The sequence below is a fragment of the Streptomyces sp. YJ-C3 genome, from assembly GCF_053891275.1.
In genome coordinates, this window is record NZ_CM132685.1 from 8,819,666 (window position 1) to 8,836,382 (window position 16,717).

A 16,717-nucleotide genomic window follows, 5' to 3' on the forward strand; every position below is an offset into this window, starting at 1 on the left:
GGGCCGCCCTTGGCGTAGCTAGCCGCGGAAGTGATTCCGCTTGAACACGGCCTTACGGATGTTCACCGTGGTCCCGCCGCCCTGGTGGCCGTGGGCGCTGAAGATCTGCACGGCGATCCATCCGCCGAAGATCACGGCGGCGAGGGTGATCAGTTGGGTGATGAAGGCGGTGAGTGCGGCGATGAACGAGGTGAGCAGGACCAGCCCGCCGCACACCGCGAAGAACCCTGCACCCCCGAGGGCGACGTTCACGGCCGTGCGGGACACGGCCGGTTTGGCGGCGACCGGTTCGGGCTGGACGGGGTTGATGGCGTAGCCGGTGACGACGCGGCCGTCGGGCAGGACGATGCTCGCCACCGCCGGGACCGTGCCCGGCTGGACCGGCCCGAGGGGTGCCGGCACGGCCACAGCGGGCGGGTACGGGGTGGGCTGGTGGACTTCCACGGCCCGCTGTACGGGCACGTGCGGGGTGTGCTCGGGGTACATGCGGAATCCCTTCCGGCCGATGGCCAGGGAGGCAGAGACACCCCCTCCGGGGTGCCCTGCAGAGGGGTGTTCGGGGGGTGTGACCTGCGTGCCTCCCTGACTCCCTGAACGATCATTCGTGCAGGTCAGAGCCAGGGAGGCGGGTCAGGGAGGCAGTCAGGGAGTTCTCCCTGCCTCCCTGCCCCGCCGGTCGTTCGCTCCCTGCCGTCATTCGGCGGAAGCGGAACCCTCGGTGTCGCGGTTGGCGAGGGCGCGGGCCACGCGGTCGCGGGCCACGCACATGACGCCGTCGGACTTGTACGGGCTGGCGCCGGCGTCGTCGAGAACGCGCTTGAGGTCGAGGAACGACCAGCCGCCGTACGCGTCCGAGTTCCGTCCGGCGAGCCGGGCCAGCACGTCCTTGGTCCGCACCCGCGAGGCGTCGCCGACGGCCGCGGCGATGTCGGCAAGCGGGTCATGCTCCGCACCGCGGTCGATGGCGTGCAGGGTGGTGACGCCGTCGCGCAGGGCCTTGGCCCGGTCGGTAATGACCTCGGCCGCGTCGTCGTCGATGTAGTGCGTGCGCACCGTGATGGACGACTGCCCCGCCGGAATGTCGATCCCGGAGGATGCGACGACCAGGGTTCCCTGGTCCAGCCCCGAACGCAGCAGGTTCGGTGCCGCGCCGCCGTCGACGGCCTTGTCCCCCAGAGCCATGCGGGCCTGGGACTCCGTGCCGAGGGCGAGGGAGGCGCGGGTGTGGGCGCCCTCGCGCACCAGCTTGGGCAGGTTCTCGTTGGTCGGGTCCTGCGTGCCCTGCCACATCAGCACGTTGACCGCACGGCCCTGGTTGTGAATCTTGCGGACGGCCATGAAGTACCGGGAATCGGCCTTCGCGCCGCCGTACGGCCGCTTGTCCTTGCCGGTGCCCTTGGCGGGGCACATGAACGCGACCTGCGCTTCGTCGACCAGCACGATCAGCGGCGGGAACACCGTGCCGGGCGGCGCCTGAATCCGCCGGTTCATCTCGTCGACCGCGCCCTCGACCATCTCGGTCACCTGGATCACGTGCTCATCCGTCGGACCCTGAATCAGCGTCGTGGCCAGACCGTCGAACATGGCCCAGTCGCCCACGCCCTTGAGGTCGCCCATGAGGAACTGCACGGACTTGTCCAGGGACAGCCACAGGGCCAGGGAGCGCAGGGCCACGGTCTTGCCCTGGTTCGACAGCCCCGTGATGAGCAGGTGCCGCTGGTAGAGGGACAGGGCGGCGGCGTCCCCGCGCAGGTCCTGCCCCCACGGCGCCTTTCCCTTGGTGTAGTCGGCGGTCATCGTGTCGTCGGTGACCAGCGGCGACGGCCCGATCGGCTCATCCAGCGCGCCCGAGTCGGCCACCCACAGCCGCACCGTCCGCGCCGCCTGGGGGATGGTGATGAACACCTCGTGCTCGTGCCGGGTCAGGTTCTCCGCGAGCTTGCGCCGCTTGCCCTGCACCTCGTTCGTGGCCACCCCGGAAGGCAAGGTCACGTCGACCTCGACACCGCATCCGGCGATCCGGATCGGACCGAGCATCGAGGCGCCGGCGTCGCCCATCTCCTTGATGGCACGCGCCAGGGCGGGTACGCCGAGGTCGCGCAGGGCCTTGACCACGATGGACGGGGTGATCGGCTCCCCCTCGCCTGACCGAACGTTGGCGGGCAGGGCCCAGTTCGGGGCGGCGTGCTGCTTGCGGCCGACCGACCACAGCGCGAGCAGGGCGAGGAACGGGCCGATCGACAGGGCCGGACCCCACACCACCTGCACGATGCGGATCAGCAGGGCGATGAAGTCGACCGTTGCCGACAGAGGCGTGACCACGTCCCCGACCTGGCCCGTGTTCAGGGCCATGACGACGCCGAGGGCGACCAGGACACCGATGCTCATCCCCGCGCCGACGGCCACGCCCTTGGCGGCGTCGACCGGGGAGTGGAGGAGGTCCATGCGGCGGTGGTGGCGGGCGGCGCGGAAGCGCTGCAACCGCTCCTCCCACTCCTGCGCCGCTTCCAGGTTCCCCGCGGCTTCCGCCGCGCGGATCATCCGCTCGTACCGGGACCCGGTACGGCCGTCCCACGCCCGGCGGGCCACGATCCGGCCCCCGTTGACGGTGTAGAGGCCGTGCCGGGCCGCCGCCCGGACCGTGGCCCGAGTCGACTCGTGAGTGGCGGCAGACTTCACCGCGCGGCCGGAGCGCACCCACAGCGGCACCGGCTGGGCCGGGGGCGCGTCGGGGACCACGGTCAGCGTGGTCACGTTGTCGGCGGGCGAGGCGGTGGGCTTGTGCAGGTGAACGACGTTCTCAGACATGCCGGAAGTTCTCCTGACTGCCCCGAACGGGGCGGGAAGACGAGAAGGGGGCGCCGACCGGGCAGGAAGGGGCGGCGCCCCGGAAGGGTTCAGCGGCGGTGGCCGGCCCTGTGGGCGCGCAGGGCCGCCTTGCAGGCCGGGCACCTGCGCTCCGGGCCGTTGCCGGCGACCGGGGCGGGGATCACCTGACCGCAGACGGCCCGCGTCGTGCCGAACACCAGCGGCCCGCAGTCCGGGCAGTGAAAGTGCGAGACCAGGGCAGCAGTGCGCGCCATGCTCACCACCAGCCCTTCGACCGCTTGGGCACCAGGTAGGGGCAGCCGTTGACCATGTGGTCAACGCACTGCGGGCAGTCCTCGCGCGGCTTGAGCTTGCGGTGGATGCGCCGGTCGTGGGCGTGCTGCCAGCACTGCGGGCACTCGCCCGGCGGCGTCTCGCGGGCGGCCATGGTCACCACCACCCCGACGACTTCTTGGCGGCCTTGCCCTTGGCAGCCTCGGTGACGATGCGCTGACGCTCGGTCTGCAAAGCGGTGATCTCGGCGGTCAGTCGCGTCTCGGCAGCCTGCCAGGCGGTGTCCATGGCGGTCTCGGCGCGGCCGGTGCTCTCGCCCCGGTGGAGCCGGTAGCCGCCGCCCGCGGCGGCGCGCATGACGGCGCGGCGCTCGCGGCCGTCCAGCGGCCACAGCTCCCGCTCGCGGACGGCGGTCAGCTTGCGATTCGCCTGGGCGATGGCGCGGTCCAGGCGGCGGGTGTCGGGCTTGCCCATGGTCAGGTGCTCCCTTCCGGCCCGCCGGGGCCGGGATAGGCGCAGGGCACGCAGGTGCCCAACGAGGTGGGGATGACGTAGCCCGCGTCCCGACGGCAGGCCGGGCAGAAACGGCGGGCGAGGTTGGCCTTCGCGAGCGCCGCCCACCGGCCCGGCGTCATCGGACGCACAGGCTTGGCGAGGTCGACGCGGTACAGGTGGGCAACCAGCGGCCCGCGACGACGGCGCGGCCGTTCGAGCGTCGCGGCCACCCCCTGACCACCGGGCCGCAGCCCACGGGCACGCAACTGCCGGCGGGTGGCGTAGCCGTCGGGGGCCAGACGCCACCGAAACACCGGCAGCGCACCCATCACGCGGCCCCAGCCGCCGTAGCGGCACGCTCGGTGAGCAGGGTGTCACGCAGGGACCGGGCGTTCGCCGGCGAGGTGCGGATGGCGCGGCGGATGCCCTCACCGGTCACCTTCGCGTCCGGCCAATCGGCCGTCGCCTTCCGTGCTTCGGCGAGCAACTGATCCGGCGTGCGCTTGGTGCGGGTCGACTTCGCCACCGCCGGGACACGGCCCGTGGCGCGGCGCGGCCGGGTCGACTCCGCGGCCACCGCGCGCCGCTCGATCGGCGCGGCGGGGGCCGGGGCGATCGAGGGGGACGGCTTGGCGGGCAGGGTCGACTTGAGGAAGCCGACGGCCACCGGACGGGGCAGCACGGTCGTGTTCGGGGTGATCGGCGCGGGGGTCGATACCGGCAGGTCAGCCGTAGACCGTTTCATTGTGGTCTCGGTGGATTCCTCCGCATTCGTGATTGCGGCCGGAATCGGGGCGGGGCGGTGGTGCAGGACCTTGGCCACGAGGTCGGAACCGAAGTAGATCGACCCGACCGGCAACGAGGTGGCGAGCAGGACCAGGGCCCAGTTCGCCGGGTCCCAGTCCGCGAGTCGACCCCAGTCGACCGTGCGGCCGTGGAGCTCCGGGACCAACCCGTGCACGTAGTTGAGGACCAGCGACGCGACCGTGTACGCCCCCAGCACGCGCAGGGCGAACGTGCGGTCGCGGTCGGCCAGGACCAGGGTGGCGATCAGGGCGAGGGCCATGAGGCCGTCGACCACGAACGGGTACAGCATCGCCGCCGTGGCGTCCGCCCCGACGGCGCCGGCGATGTCCCGCAGCGCGTTCCACGACACCCGGAACGCCATACCGACCACGGCGACCAGAGCGAGCACCAGGGCCGCGCGGCCCTTTCGGTGAAGGTTCATGCGGCACCCCCGGCGGTGAGCAGGGCGGCGAGGATGAGCAGGGTGCCGCCGGTCAGGGTGAGGTCGACCGCGCGGCGCAGGCAGGTGAACTTGGCGACCGCGAGCCGGGAGAGTCCGGCGATGTCGGCGGCCAGGTCCCGGGCGACGGCGGCGCCGATTTCGTCGGCGGTGAGGGTGGCCCACAGGGGGAAGCCGTGCCGACCGCGCAGATTCGGGCGCACCGACCGCAGCAACAGACCGGCCGCGCCAATCAGCAGCGCCAGACCAGCCCCGCCCGCGACGATGGCGGGCGCGGTCAGCGGCAGGCCTCGGGCGACCGTCCACGTACCGGCGAGCACGGCGCCGACGAACGCCAGCAGCAGCGCCGTCTTGGTGTCCGTCCGTGCGATCTCCGCCTTCACCTCGGCGTGCGCGGCGATCAGGTTCCGGTCGGTGGCGTTCACGCGGCACCCCCGGACAGGCCCGTCGTGCCGGCCGTGCGGTTGACCAGCGCGACGCGGGCAGCGAGCGCACGGCGGCGGGCTCGGCGGATGCGGCGCTTGTCGACCTCGGTCGGCGTGCGGTCCAGCGTGATGATCTGCGCGTCCAGCAGGTCGACGTCCGCGAGGATCACGGGAATCTCCTGCTCGATCGCGTCCAGCTCCGCGTTCGTCGGCTCCATGAAGTCGGCGAACGCGGTAACAGCGTCCTGAACAGTGACGATGTGGTTCATGGGTCGTGGTCTCCCTAGACGGTGAAACGGCCCGAACAGCGCCCCCGGAGTTGCCGCTCCGGGGGCGCGCGCCGTTGGGTGGAATGGTTCAGAAGGTCTTGGAGGCTTCGCGCGTCAGCCGCTCGCAGGCTGCGATGGCGGCGGCCCGCGCGGCGTTCAGCGCCTGCGGTGACTCAGCACCCCGCAGCTGGTAGGTGGCGGTGGCGGCGTCCTGTGCCACCGTCGCCAGTGCCGGGGCGAGGATGGACAGGGTGGTCAGGGGCGCGGTGATCGCGCTCCGGGTGGCGTGGCTCTCGGCCCGGGCCGCCTCACGGGCGGTGGCGTCCGCGCCGATCAGGCGCAGGTCTTCGCGGACCCACATGGCGCGGCGGTGGTCGGCCAGCGCCACCGTCAAGGCGGTCACCGCCGTCAGACGGTCACGCCGAAGTGCCGCACGGTCAGCCCCGCGCTGTTGCAGCAGATACGTGCTCACGGACCCAAGCAGGGTCCCCACCACCGCGATCACGCTTGCCCACATGAGCAACCCCCTTCGGGTTGGAGTACCGGCGTCTCCGGCTCCCCTCGGCGCTGCACGTGCGAGACGTGCAGCGGAGGCAACCGGCCGCAGCGGGGAGCGCTGCGGAGAGGCTGAACTGTCGCTGTCTCCTTCGGGAACACGGGCTCCCGTTTCAGGCGTATGGAGAGGTGACCTTTCGGTCTAAGCCCTCCGGTTGACCAGGGGTCCGGGTCCCTCGGCCCGCTCTGTCCCGGGCCCCTTGACCCCGAATGAGCCCTGAATCAGAGCGCATTGAGGTCCTGCACCCACCTGCCGGACGAACCGACCGCGGGCACATCCCTAAGGTTCCCTAGGGTTCCCTGCGGTGTCAAGCGGTAAGCTAGGGAACCCCAGGGAAGTGACGAAAAGGAGCAAGCGACATGGCAGGCCAGGCCGACAATCGGGCCCCGTACGCGAAGATTGCCGCCCACTACATGGAGCTGATTTCGTCCGGTGAGCTACAGCCGGGAACGCTCCTGCCGAGCATCAAGAACCTGTCGGAGGAGTGGAAGGTCAGCACCGCGACCGCCGAAAAGGCGCTTCGCAAGCTTCGCAACGAAGGGCTTGTGCGCGGCATCCACGGCATCGGCACCGAAGTACTGGACCGACCGGCCCCAATGTCTTCGGGTGCCCAGCGACAGGACCGCGGGCGCCGTACCGGGTCGAGCTGGGGGGCGGGCGAGCGTTCCGACTCGCACCAGGGCGCCGTGGTGCCGGCGCCCGCCGAAGTGGCGCAGGCACTGGACATCGAGCCCGGCTCGGACGTTGTACGGCGTAGCCGGGTGTACAGGGACCGGCACGGCATCGTGGCTCACAGCACCTCTTGGATCCCCGACCGGTACGGCAAGCTGATCCCCCAACTAGCAGCGAGCGAGCGACTGACGGGGGGAACCTCGCTTCAGCTCATCGCCCAGGCGACCGGTCACCCGATCAGCCACCGCATCGACACGGCGTCCGCCCACACACTGACGCCGGAGTACGCACGGCTTTTGGAACTGGACCCGGACAACCCGCCGACCGAACCGGTGGTCGTGATGACCGCGAAGTTCGTCGACAGCGAGGGCAGCATCGTGGAGTACGGCGTCGACCTCGGTGGGCCGGGCCGGACATGGCGCACAGAATCGGAGGTCACCCCGTGACGGTGGTGGATGACACGCTCGTGAGCGTGCTCGAAGACCGACTGGATGCGCTGCTTGCGGCCCGGCGGACTGGCACAATCACACCGGAAGCCGAAGCAGAGGTGGCCACCATCTCCCGAGCCATGACGGGTGCCATGCCCCCACGCCCCCCGTTCTGCGTCCTGATGGCCGGACTTCCCGGGTCAGGCAAGACGACGCTTTCCCGTGCCCTCACGGACCGCGGGTTCGTACGGCTGTGCCCGGATGAGGAGATGTACCGCCGGCACGGCGTCTACGGGGTCGACTTCCCTCGGGGCACTTTCCCCACCCTTGAACGGCCGGTGCTGGAAGACGTGGCGGCTGAACTGCGCGAGCACCTCAAGGCCGGACACGATGTCGTCGTTGACCACGGTTTTTGGACCCCCGAGGACCGGGCCAAATGGCAGGCGATCGCCACCGACGCGGGGGCTGTCCCCCTACTCGTCTACCTTGCCGCCAGCCATGAAGAACTGTGGGCGAGGATCAGCAAGCGCAACGAGTTCCACGCGGACGATCCGAACTCGATCTACTTCGCGGAGAGCGACCTCCAGCGGTACCGGGGCCGGTTCATACCTCCCACGGCAGATGAGCCCCACTTGTTGTACGAGGATGACCCTGCCGTCGTGATCGCGGCCGTGGAAGGGTCCGACCACTGACACTTTCAGGGGTAGACGCGCAGGTCAGCCGGGCCGCTATCCGTCTCAGTTTCCGTCTCATTCAACCCCGTTCGGCATCGTCCGGAGCCGTTCACCTGACGGGCGAGGGACCGGGAACGAACGGGGTTGAACGACGCTGAACAACCCCCCGACCAGCGCGAACAGACCTCGAAAGCGAGTGTGGGGAAACTCACCGAGGGTTCAAATCCCTCCGCTACCGCTGACAACGCCCCTCTTCCACGGGTTCACCGAGGAAGAGGGGCGTTCTGCATGTTCAGTTGTGCGCCCGATGCGGTGCGCACACGAAGAGCCCCGGCGCCTGACCAGTGGCGCCGGGGCTCTACTCCCGCTTGGTCGGGGGAAGCGGCATCGGGGGGACAAGCCGCTTCCCCCGATGAGGACGGAATCCCGTAAGTCCGCGCCGCGTCAGGGGGGAAGCGAGCGGCGCGAACCCCGCAGTCGGGGACCGTCCCTGCCCTTCGGATTCCTGCCAGACCCTCCGGGCTCATCACCCATCCTGCGCCACTTCCACACTCCCCGGTCACGGCAAAGGACCTGTAGCCACGGGCCGTTGGTCCTTAAAGGTCAGGTGAGCTGATGACCGGGATAGACTCGCGCCCGGCAACAGGGGCCACACGGTGAACAGCGGTGGCGCAGGCGCGGGCATGGGGAGGCCGAACGTAGTGCAGCCGAAGAAAATCGCTCTGTTCGTCGTGGTCGTCTTCGTGGCCTACGTGATCATCACCGACCCCGCCAAGGCCGCCGACTACGTGCAGATAGGGTTCGAGGGCGTCTCGACCGCCGCGCAGTCCATCGGCGACTTCATGACCTGGGTCGTCAACGGCGGCAAGTAGTCCCGAGCCCTTCGAGGGAGAGCACAGCCGTGATCCGCCATCTGGTCCTCTTCAAGCTCAACGACGGTGTGAGCCGTGACGAACCGCGCGTGGTCGAGGGCGTCGCCGCCTTCCGCGCGCTGGGCGAGCAGATCCCCGAGCTGACGTTCTGGGAGTGCGACTGGAACATCACCGACCGCCCCATCGCGTACGACTTCGCGATCAACTCGGCGGTCGAGGACACCGACGCGCTGCAGCGGTACCTCGAACACCCCGCGCACCAGGCGGGCGTCGCGCTGTGGCGGGAGTTCGCCACCTGGGTGATCGCCGACTACGCGTTCTGAGCCGCTCGCACGACTGAACGGCCCCTCACCGGAACGGTGGGGGGCTTTTTCGCGTCCCGATCCATCGAATGCCCCAACTTGCCCGTCAACACGTAGTTATGCGGTGCTTGCACACAGTGCACATGTCTTGTGATGCTATGACCGCTTTTGACCGATGAGTTGACGGAGACAGAGGTGGCGTTGACCGTGCCGGCCAGTACTGCGCCTCAAGCGCCGCCCGCGACGAAGACCACCCGCGGCGCCGACACCCGCGCCCTCACCCAGGTCCTCTTCGCCCAGCTCAAGGACCTGCCGCCGGGCAGCCCCGAGCACTCCCGGGTGCGCGGCGCGCTCATCGAGGCGAACCTCCCGCTCGTGCGGTACGCGGCGGCCCGCTTCCGCAGCCGCAACGAGCCGATGGAGGACGTCGTCCAGGTCGGCACGATCGGGCTGATCAACGCCATCGACCGGTTCGACCCGGACCGCGGCGTGCAGTTCCCGACCTTCGCGATGCCCACGGTGGTCGGCGAGATCAAGCGGTACTTCCGCGACAACGTGCGCACCGTGCACGTGCCACGGCGGCTGCACGAGCTGTGGGTGCAGGTGAACGCCGCGAGCGAGGACCTGACCACGGCCTTCGGGCGCTCCCCCACCACCGCCGAGATCGCCGAGCGGCTGCGCATCGGCGAGGACGAGGTGCTGGCCTGCATCGAGGCCGGACGCTCGTACCACGCGACGTCCCTGGAGGCCGCGCAGGAGGGCGACGGGATGCCGGGCCTGCTCGACCGGCTCGGCTACGAGGACCCCGAACTCGACGGCGTCGAGCACCGCGACCTCGTCCGGCACCTGCTGGTCCAGCTGCCCGAGCGCGAGCAGCGGATCCTGCTGCTGCGCTACTACAGCAACTTGACCCAGTCTCAGATCAGCGCCGAACTGGGTGTCTCCCAGATGCACGTGTCAAGACTCCTCGCCCGCAGCTTCGCCAGACTTCGATCCGCAAACAGGATCGATGCGTAGCTGAAACGGGTAGACCCACCCTGCGGGGATTTCCCGACGGGAAATGTCGTCCGCCGGGCCCGCACCCCCTGTTTCCTGCGCGGATTCGCCCCTTCCATGTCGACATGTCACTACAGCGTGTTGCCGACATGTGACATTCTGCTGGAACCGCGTTTGGCGCAGCCTCACGTCCGGTATTCAGGTGGAGGCTGCGCTCTTACCTGACGGGAGCGTCCGCCGCGACCGTCCGCGACCTCAAGGGGGTGGCATGTCCGTAGACCAGGGCAGCTCGAAGGTGCTCACGCTCACGCCCGGCGCGTCCGATGACGTGAACGCGTCCACGACCGCCGCGCTGATCGACACTCCTGTCCCGGCCTCCGTTCCGGCGCAGGCTCCGCAGACCCCCGAAGCGTCCACAGCGCCGGAGACCACCGGGTCGTCGGGGTCCATCGACACCCGCACCCTGTCCCGCTCCCTGTTCCTGCGCCTTGCCGCACTCGACGAGGACAGCCCCGAGCGGGCCTACGTCCGCGACACCCTCATCGAGCTGAACCTGCCCCTGGTGCGGTACGCGGCGGCACGCTTCCGCAGCCGCAACGAGCCGATGGAGGACATCGTCCAGGTCGGCACGATCGGGCTGATCAAGGCGATCGACCGGTTCGACTGCGAGCGCGGCGTCGAGTTCCCGACGTTCGCGATGCCCACGGTGGTGGGCGAGATCAAGCGGTTCTTCCGGGACACCTCCTGGTCGGTGCGGGTGCCGCGGCGCCTGCAGGAGCTGCGGCTCGCCCTGACCAAGGCCAGCGACGAGCTCGCGCAGAAGCTGGACCGCTCGCCCACCGTCCCCGAGCTCGCCGCGGTGCTGGGCGTCTCGGAGGAGGACGTGGTCGACGGCCTCGCGGTGGGGAACGCGTACACCGCGTCCTCGCTGGACTCGCCGACCCCGGAGGACGACGGCGGCGAGGGCTCGCTCGCGGACCGGCTCGGCTACGAGGACACGGCGCTCGAAGGCGTCGAGTACCGGGAGTCGCTGAAGCCGCTGCTGGCCAAGCTTCCGCCGCGCGAGCGCCAGATCATCATGCTCCGCTTCTTCGCGAACATGACGCAGTCGCAGATCGGCGAGGAGGTCGGCATCTCGCAGATGCACGTCTCCCGGCTGCTCACCCGGACGCTGGCCCAGCTGCGCGAAGGCCTGATCGCGGACTGACGCCGACCCCTCCGCGGCGTACCGCCCCGTGGCCCTCCGTCGATCAGGAGGGCACCCGGGGTTCCTAATTGACGGACCGTCAGACACACTGGCGCGATGGTACGGACGTGGGTGCGAGGGCGTCGTGGGGCCGCTGTAGGGGCCGCCTCTGTCGCTGTGGTGTGTCTGGGTGCCGTCGCCGCCTTCGGCGGGGGCGACGGGCCGGCCGGGTACGTCGCCGTGGGAGCCGCGGGAGGATCCCCCGGTGCGCCCGGGTCGAGCGTGGCGCCCACCGGAAAGGTGCGGCTCGTACCGCTGGACTCGGCCGAGCCGGACGCCCCCGGGGCATCGAGCGGCTCACCGGACGCCGGCGGATCGAGGACCGAGGGCACGGACGGTTCGGCGGCGGCCGGAAGCGGCGCTGAGCAGGGAGCGTCCGGCAGCGGTTCCGCCGCGGACACCGGTGCGGACGGCGGCGGGGCCGCCGGCGAGGACACGGGCCAGGGCGCCGGCCAGGGCGGTGCCGCCAACTCACCGGACACTCCGAGCAGTTCGGCGCCCGGCGGATCGTCCGGCGGCAGCGGGACGCCGGCTCCGGCCGGGCCGGCCGCCCTCAAGGTGAGCGAGCCCGAGCTCAAGGACGCCGACCAGCGCTGGTGCCAGGACGTGACCCTGGTGCTGCGCAACTCCGGTGGCAGCGCGGTGCGTTCGGGCACGGTGACGTTCGAGACGCACATCATCGGCTCGCTCGGGGTCGACTGGGCGACCATCGAGTCCACCGAGAAGCTCCCCGTGCCCATCGGGGCCGGGGAGGAGAAGAAGAAGACGTGGACCGTGTGCGTCGAGTCCTGGCGGGTCCCGCTCGGGATGCACGTCGAGACCCGTGACGTCTCCGTCGACTGGAAGTAGCCGACGGAGCGCACACGGCGCGCGGCGCGGCCTCGACTACGGCCGCATACCTGCTACTTGAGCGCCAGCCACGCCACCGCCGCGATCACGACGACCGCGACCACGATGCCGATGACCAGACCGGCGCCGGGGCCGGACTTCACCGGGGCCGCCTGCGCGCGCGGAGTGGGGGTGCCGCCCTCGTCGACGAAGGCGCGGAACATCTGGGTGCTGCCCGCGGGGTCGTTGTTGCCTTCGGGGCCCGGGCCCTGGGGGTTGTGTGCCATGGGGCAGGACCCTAGCGAATCGGCGCGACAGGCGCCACAGCCTGCCCATAGGTCACTTGAGCTGCGACTTTACCCGCCCACACCTTGCCTTTGCCGTGATTTTAGGGTCGAACGTCCCTTTTAGTTTGCCTGCGGCAACCAACTGCTTCTATGGTTGCCCTAAGCAACAAATAAGGTTTCGGTCAGGAGGTGCTGTGGCCGCACAGCGTCATTACGACGAGTTGGCCCGACAGCTCAGCGCCTTCGGCGCCGTCAAAAGGGATATGGCGCGCATCCTGCCCCATGACTGTCCGGCAGGTTCGGCTGCCGTCCTCACTCTCCTCAAGCGCTACGGCGACATGCGGATGAGCAGGATGGCCGAGCTGATGGCCGTCGACATGTCCGTGGCCAGCCGGCACGTGACCCACACCGCCGACCGCGGCTGGATCGAGCGCCGTCCCGACCCCGCCGACAAGCGCTCGCGCATCCTCACCCTCACCGCCGAGGGGCACGAGCAGATGGACGACCTCAACGTGCGGACGACACAGCTGCTCGCCGACCGGCTGAGCGACTGGTCCGACGACGAGGTCAACCAGCTGATCGCCCTGATGACGCGACTGCGCGACAGCTTCGGGGACTGCCGGACGACGGCGTCCCGCGGACAGTTCCCCGTCGCCGCGCAGACTTCGACACAGACCACCCGTACACCCGCGTAAACGTAAGAAAAGGATTCCCATGGCAACATCCACACCGTCCGGTGTGCGGGGCAGCCATGCCGCCAAGCACGGAGGAGCGGCCGCCGACGGCGCTTCGATGACGCACCGGCAGATCATGGAAGCGTTGTCCGGGCTGCTGCTCGGCATGTTCGTCGCGATCCTGTCGTCGACGATCGTCACCAACGCTCTGCCCGAGATCGTCGGTGACCTCGGCGGCGGCCAGTCCGCCTACACCTGGGTCGTCACCGCCTCGCTGCTCGCGATGACCGCGACCACGCCCCTGTGGGGCAAGCTCGCCGACATCTTCAGCAAGAAGGCGCTCGTCCAGATAGCCCTGATCGTCTACGTGGGCGGCTCGGTCGTGGCGGGGCTCTCGCAGAGCCCCAGCATGCTGATCGCCTGCCGCGTGGTCCAGGGCATCGGCGTCGGCGGTCTGTCCGCCCTCGCGCAGATCGTGATGGCCGCGATGATCTCCCCGCGCGAGCGGGGCCGCTACTCCGGCTACCTGGGTGCGACCTTCGCCGTCGCCACCGTCGGCGGCCCGCTGCTCGGCGGTGTCATCACCGACACCTCGTGGCTGGGCTGGCGCTGGTGCTTCTACGTCGGCGTGCCGTTCGCGATCATCGCGCTCATCGTCCTGCAGAAGACGCTGAAGCTCCCCGTCGTCCGGCGCGACAACGTGAAGGTCGACTGGGCCGGTGCCTTCTTCATCACCGCCGCGGTCTGCACCCTGCTCCTGTGGGTCACCTTCGCCGACGACAAGTACGACTGGCTGTCGTGGCAGACCGGCGCGATGGTGGGCGGCGCGGTCGTGCTCGCCCTGATCTTCATCCTCGTGGAGACCAAGGCCGCCGAGCCGATCATCCCGCTGCGGCTCTTCCGCAACCGCACCATCACGCTCGCCTCGATCGCCTCGCTCTTCGTGGGTGTCGCGATGTTCGCGGGCACCGTGTTCTTCTCGCAGTACTTCCAGCTGGCGCGCGGCAAGTCGCCGACGATGTCCGGTGTCATGACGATCCCGATGATCGGCGGCCTGTTCATCTCGTCGACCGTCGCGGGCCAGGTCATCACCAAGACCGGCAAGTGGAAGGCGTGGCTGGTCTCCGGCGGCGTCCTCATCACGGCGGGCCTAGGCCTGCTCGGCACGATCCGCTACGACACCCCGTACTGGCGCGTCGCGGTCTTCATGGCCCTGATGGGTCTCGGCGTCGGCATGATGATGCAGAACCTCGTGCTCTGCACCCAGAACCAGGTCGCCCCGCAGGACATCGGCTCGGCCAGCTCCACGGTCACCTTCTTCCGCTCCCTCGGTGGTGCGATGGGTGTCTCGGCGCTCGGTTCGATCATGTCCACCCGCATCACGCACTACGTGAAGGACGGCCTCGCCGACCTCGGTCCCAAGGGCGCGGCCCTCGGCCACGGCGGTACCGGCGGCGGCGCCATCCCGGACCTGGACAAGCTCCCCGCGCCGCTGCGCACGATCATGGAGAGCTCCTACGGGCACGGCATCGCCGACGTCTTCCTGATCGCCGCGCCGATCGCGCTGCTCGCCCTCATCGCCACGCTGTTCATCAAGGAGGTTCCGCTGCGTACGTCGGGCGGCCTGGACCAGGCCAAGGAGACCGAGGCGGCCGCTTCCGGCGCCCCCGCCGGCATCACCGCCACCCCCGCCCAGGCCCCGGCCCAGGGCGAGAACGAGCGGGTGCCCAGCCTGGTCGGTGCGGGTGAGCCCGCCGCCGACACCCAGACCCAGCGTCTCGCCGCCATCGCGTCCGTCGCCGGTGACGTCCCGACGCAGAGCACCGGCGGCGGCACCCCGGTCCGTGGCTACGTCCGCGGCGCCGAGTCCGCCCCGGTCCCGCGGGCCGCGGTCACGCTGATCTCGCTCGGCGGACGGCAGCTGGGCCGCGCGGTGGCCCAGGGCGACGGCTCCTACGGGGTCGACGCCCCCGGCGCCGGCTCGTACGTGCTGATCGCCTCGGCGGACGGCTACCAGCCGCAGGCCTCCACGGTCGTCGTCGGCGAGGAGCCGGTCGCGTACGACATCCTGCTCAGCGGCACCAGCGGGCTGAGCGGTGTCGTCCGGGCCGCCGAGTCCAAGGCCCCGGTCACCGGCGCCATGGTCATCGTGACGGACGTGCGCGGTGACGTGCTCGCCACCGGGATGTCCGGCCAGGAGGGCGAGTTCACCTTCGCCGAGCTGGTGCCCGGACCGGTGACCGTCGCGGTGAACGCCGCCGGACACCGTCCGATGGCGCTGCCCGTCGAGGTCGGCGGCACGGGTGTCACCCGCGTCGAGATCGACCTGAGCTCCGGCTCCCAGGTGCAGGGCACCGTACGGGCCGCGGGCCGGTCGCTGAACGACGCGCGGGTCACGCTCATCGACGCCGCGGGCAACGTCGTCGCGACGTCGACGACCGGTGAGGACGGCGCGTACGCCTTCACCGACCTGGACGGCGGCGAGTACACGGTCATCGCGACCGGCTACCCGCCGGTGGCCACGCACCTCAGCGTGCAGGGCAGTGGCGTCGACGGACACGACATCGAACTCTCGCACCCCGGCGAGTAGTCCGAGCGGTTCCTTCAGGACCCCGGACCGGGCGGCCCGCGCTTCGAGCGGAGACGCGGACCTCCCGGGCCGGTTGTGGGAAATGGGCCCCGGACCCGGTGGCGTCGTTAACGGCAGGGGACGGCCGGAGACGTCACGGGCCGGGGCCCGTTCGCGTCGGGGGTGCGACCAACTCCCCCACGTATGTGAGAACTTGAGCTAGGAGATGTGAACGATGGGACTCAGTGCGCGGATCCGTACGCGGGACGGGTGGGCTCTGCCGCACGCCGTCGTCACGGTGACCGACATGACGGGCGCGCAGGTGCTGCGGGCCGAGGCCGACGACGAGGGCGCCGTGCACGACGCGTCCGCCCTCACGCCCGGCCCCTACACCGTGATCGTGACCGCCGTCGGGTACGCCCCCGCGGCCTCCACCGCGCTGGTCACGGCGACCGGCCGCGCCGAGGTCGGCACGGTCGTGCTGGCCCGGCAGGGCGGCGCCGAGCTGCCGCCGCCCGGGCCGTGGACGGTCGACCCGGCGCACTCCACGATCGCCGCGACCGCGCAGCACCTGGGGATCACGTCCGTGCACGGGCGGTTCACCGACTTCGCCGCCCGCGTCGACATCGCGCAGGACGTCGAGAAGTCCCGCGTCGAGGCCGTGATCCGGTCGGCGTCGATCGACACCGGCAACGGCATGCGCGACGGCCACCTGAAGTCGCCGGACTTCCTGGACGTGGAGACGTACCCGGAGATCACCTACCGGTCGACCGGGCTGAGCCCGGCGGGCCCGGACCGCTGGACGGTGCACGGTGAGCTCACCATGCACGGCGTCGCCCGCCAGGTCGACCTCGACCTGAGCTACCTGGGCACCGGCGCCGACCCGTGGGGCGGCACCCGCGCGGCGTTCAAGGCGACGGCCGAGCTGAAGCGCGAGGACTTCGCCATGAACTACAACCAGGTCGTGCAGGCCGGTATCGCGGCGATCGGCGCGACACTGAAGGTGGAGCTGGACATCCAGGCGGTGCAGGGCGACACGCTGCCGCAGGCCTGAACGGGATCGCGCGGCGGGCTCG

General features: G+C 70.4%; 21 protein-coding genes. 10 read left to right on the forward strand and 11 right to left on the reverse strand.

Annotation, left to right across the window (positions count from 1 at the left end; translation table 11 throughout):
• Positions 1 to 18 precede the first annotated feature (18 nt).
• From ACVHNB_RS40110 to ACVHNB_RS40155, 10 genes are all read right to left on the reverse strand, one after another.
• Positions 19 to 486, reverse strand: coding sequence for a hypothetical protein (locus ACVHNB_RS40110; protein ID WP_456227068.1), 468 nt, complete (start codon positions 484 to 486; stop codon positions 19 to 21).
• Between the two features lie 207 nt (positions 487 to 693).
• Complete coding sequence (locus ACVHNB_RS40115; protein ID WP_456227069.1) at positions 694 to 2,808, reverse strand: FtsK/SpoIIIE domain-containing protein; 2,115 nt, start codon at positions 2,806 to 2,808, stop codon at positions 694 to 696.
• An 89-nt stretch (positions 2,809 to 2,897) separates the two neighbouring features.
• On the reverse strand, positions 2,898 to 3,083 hold the full coding sequence (locus ACVHNB_RS40120; protein WP_456227070.1) for a hypothetical protein: 186 nt from the start codon (positions 3,081 to 3,083) through the stop codon (positions 2,898 to 2,900).
• 2 nt (positions 3,084 to 3,085) lie between these two features.
• Positions 3,086 to 3,256, reverse strand: coding sequence for a pRL2-8 (locus tag ACVHNB_RS40125; protein WP_456229004.1), 171 nt, complete (start codon positions 3,254 to 3,256; stop codon positions 3,086 to 3,088).
• Between the two features lie 2 nt (positions 3,257 to 3,258).
• Positions 3,259 to 3,576: a hypothetical protein gene (locus ACVHNB_RS40130; protein WP_456227071.1), complete on the reverse strand. Its 318-nt coding sequence runs from the start codon at positions 3,574 to 3,576 to the stop codon at positions 3,259 to 3,261.
• A 2-nt stretch (positions 3,577 to 3,578) separates the two neighbouring features.
• On the reverse strand, positions 3,579 to 3,926 hold the full coding sequence (locus tag ACVHNB_RS40135) for an RRQRL motif-containing zinc-binding protein (RefSeq protein ID WP_456227072.1): 348 nt from the start codon (positions 3,924 to 3,926) through the stop codon (positions 3,579 to 3,581).
• The gene (locus tag ACVHNB_RS40140; protein ID WP_456227073.1) at positions 3,926 to 4,825 is read right to left on the reverse strand and encodes a DUF2637 domain-containing protein; all 900 of its coding nucleotides are present in this window, start codon (positions 4,823 to 4,825) and stop codon (positions 3,926 to 3,928) included. The genes ACVHNB_RS40135 and ACVHNB_RS40140 overlap by 1 nt, the downstream gene beginning before the upstream one ends.
• Entirely contained in the window at positions 4,822 to 5,268 is a 447-nt protein-coding gene (locus ACVHNB_RS40145) for a Pycsar system effector family protein (RefSeq protein ID WP_456227074.1), read from the reverse strand. Before ACVHNB_RS40145 ends, ACVHNB_RS40140 begins: the two co-directional genes overlap by 4 nt.
• Positions 5,265 to 5,537 (reverse strand): DUF6284 family protein, encoded by a 273-nt coding sequence (locus ACVHNB_RS40150; protein WP_456227075.1) that lies wholly within the window; start codon positions 5,535 to 5,537, stop codon positions 5,265 to 5,267. The genes ACVHNB_RS40145 and ACVHNB_RS40150 overlap by 4 nt, the downstream gene beginning before the upstream one ends.
• A gap of 88 nt (positions 5,538 to 5,625) precedes the next feature.
• A complete protein-coding gene (locus ACVHNB_RS40155) occupies positions 5,626 to 6,054 on the reverse strand; it encodes a protein kilB (RefSeq protein WP_435614486.1) in 429 nt (142 codons plus the stop codon).
• Between the two features lie 398 nt (positions 6,055 to 6,452).
• Between ACVHNB_RS40155 and ACVHNB_RS40160 the strand changes: the two genes are divergently transcribed.
• The 7 genes from ACVHNB_RS40160 (at position 6,453) to ACVHNB_RS40190 (ending at position 12,132) form a co-directional block, all read left to right on the forward strand.
• Entirely contained in the window at positions 6,453 to 7,211 is a 759-nt protein-coding gene (locus tag ACVHNB_RS40160; protein ID WP_164142736.1) for a GntR family transcriptional regulator, read from the forward strand.
• On the forward strand, positions 7,208 to 7,885 hold the full coding sequence (locus ACVHNB_RS40165) for an AAA family ATPase (protein ID WP_456227076.1): 678 nt from the start codon (positions 7,208 to 7,210) through the stop codon (positions 7,883 to 7,885). Before ACVHNB_RS40160 ends, ACVHNB_RS40165 begins: the two co-directional genes overlap by 4 nt.
• A gap of 665 nt (positions 7,886 to 8,550) precedes the next feature.
• On the forward strand, positions 8,551 to 8,739 hold the full coding sequence (locus ACVHNB_RS40170; protein ID WP_428953685.1) for a hypothetical protein: 189 nt from the start codon (positions 8,551 to 8,553) through the stop codon (positions 8,737 to 8,739).
• Between the two features lie 29 nt (positions 8,740 to 8,768).
• Positions 8,769 to 9,062 (forward strand): Dabb family protein, encoded by a 294-nt coding sequence (locus tag ACVHNB_RS40175; protein WP_428953684.1) that lies wholly within the window; start codon positions 8,769 to 8,771, stop codon positions 9,060 to 9,062.
• Between the two features lie 174 nt (positions 9,063 to 9,236).
• Positions 9,237 to 10,058, forward strand: coding sequence for an RNA polymerase sigma factor SigF (locus tag ACVHNB_RS40180; protein ID WP_428953683.1), 822 nt, complete (start codon positions 9,237 to 9,239; stop codon positions 10,056 to 10,058).
• Positions 10,059 to 10,305: 247 nt separating this feature from the next.
• Positions 10,306 to 11,244 carry an RNA polymerase sigma factor SigF gene (locus ACVHNB_RS40185; RefSeq protein WP_428953682.1) on the forward strand — a complete coding sequence of 313 codons (939 nt, stop codon included), beginning with the start codon at positions 10,306 to 10,308 and terminating at the stop codon, positions 11,242 to 11,244.
• Between the two features lie 261 nt (positions 11,245 to 11,505).
• Entirely contained in the window at positions 11,506 to 12,132 is a 627-nt protein-coding gene (locus ACVHNB_RS40190; protein ID WP_428953681.1) for a hypothetical protein, read from the forward strand.
• Positions 12,133 to 12,185: 53 nt separating this feature from the next.
• Here ACVHNB_RS40190 and ACVHNB_RS40195 read toward each other — a convergent pair whose 3' ends face one another.
• Positions 12,186 to 12,398 carry a hypothetical protein gene (locus ACVHNB_RS40195; protein ID WP_428953680.1) on the reverse strand — a complete coding sequence of 71 codons (213 nt, stop codon included), beginning with the start codon at positions 12,396 to 12,398 and terminating at the stop codon, positions 12,186 to 12,188.
• Positions 12,399 to 12,592: 194 nt separating this feature from the next.
• Between ACVHNB_RS40195 and ACVHNB_RS40200 the strand changes: the two genes are divergently transcribed.
• The 3 genes from ACVHNB_RS40200 (at position 12,593) to ACVHNB_RS40210 (ending at position 16,695) form a co-directional block, all read left to right on the forward strand.
• The gene (locus ACVHNB_RS40200; protein WP_428953679.1) at positions 12,593 to 13,093 is read left to right on the forward strand and encodes a MarR family winged helix-turn-helix transcriptional regulator; all 501 of its coding nucleotides are present in this window, start codon (positions 12,593 to 12,595) and stop codon (positions 13,091 to 13,093) included.
• Positions 13,094 to 13,112: 19 nt separating this feature from the next.
• Positions 13,113 to 15,662 carry an MFS transporter gene (locus ACVHNB_RS40205; protein ID WP_428953678.1) on the forward strand — a complete coding sequence of 850 codons (2,550 nt, stop codon included), beginning with the start codon at positions 13,113 to 13,115 and terminating at the stop codon, positions 15,660 to 15,662.
• Between the two features lie 214 nt (positions 15,663 to 15,876).
• On the forward strand, positions 15,877 to 16,695 hold the full coding sequence (locus tag ACVHNB_RS40210) for a YceI family protein (protein ID WP_428953677.1): 819 nt from the start codon (positions 15,877 to 15,879) through the stop codon (positions 16,693 to 16,695).
• Positions 16,696 to 16,717 lie beyond the last annotated feature (22 nt).

Coding starts and splice junctions, on each gene's coding strand:
- ACVHNB_RS40110 (WP_456227068.1), bottom strand. CDS start 486: ATGTACCCCGAGCACACCCCGCACGTGCCCGTACAGCGGGCCGTGGAA.
- ACVHNB_RS40115 (WP_456227069.1), bottom strand. CDS start 2,808: ATGTCTGAGAACGTCGTTCACCTGCACAAGCCCACCGCCTCGCCCGCC.
- ACVHNB_RS40120 (WP_456227070.1), bottom strand. CDS start 3,083: ATGGCGCGCACTGCTGCCCTGGTCTCGCACTTTCACTGCCCGGACTGC.
- ACVHNB_RS40125 (WP_456229004.1), bottom strand. CDS start 3,256: ATGGCCGCCCGCGAGACGCCGCCGGGCGAGTGCCCGCAGTGCTGGCAG.
- ACVHNB_RS40130 (WP_456227071.1), bottom strand. CDS start 3,576: ATGGGCAAGCCCGACACCCGCCGCCTGGACCGCGCCATCGCCCAGGCG.
- ACVHNB_RS40135 (WP_456227072.1), bottom strand. CDS start 3,926: ATGGGTGCGCTGCCGGTGTTTCGGTGGCGTCTGGCCCCCGACGGCTAC.
- ACVHNB_RS40140 (WP_456227073.1), bottom strand. CDS start 4,825: ATGAACCTTCACCGAAAGGGCCGCGCGGCCCTGGTGCTCGCTCTGGTC.
- ACVHNB_RS40150 (WP_456227075.1), bottom strand. CDS start 5,537: ATGAACCACATCGTCACTGTTCAGGACGCTGTTACCGCGTTCGCCGAC.
- ACVHNB_RS40155 (WP_435614486.1), bottom strand. CDS start 6,054: ATGTGGGCAAGCGTGATCGCGGTGGTGGGGACCCTGCTTGGGTCCGTG.
- ACVHNB_RS40160 (WP_164142736.1), top strand. CDS start 6,453: ATGGCAGGCCAGGCCGACAATCGGGCCCCGTACGCGAAGATTGCCGCC.
- ACVHNB_RS40170 (WP_428953685.1), top strand. CDS start 8,551: ATGGGGAGGCCGAACGTAGTGCAGCCGAAGAAAATCGCTCTGTTCGTC.
- ACVHNB_RS40185 (WP_428953682.1), top strand. CDS start 10,306: ATGTCCGTAGACCAGGGCAGCTCGAAGGTGCTCACGCTCACGCCCGGC.
- ACVHNB_RS40195 (WP_428953680.1), bottom strand. CDS start 12,398: ATGGCACACAACCCCCAGGGCCCGGGCCCCGAAGGCAACAACGACCCC.
- ACVHNB_RS40205 (WP_428953678.1), top strand. CDS start 13,113: ATGGCAACATCCACACCGTCCGGTGTGCGGGGCAGCCATGCCGCCAAG.
- ACVHNB_RS40210 (WP_428953677.1), top strand. CDS start 15,877: ATGGGACTCAGTGCGCGGATCCGTACGCGGGACGGGTGGGCTCTGCCG.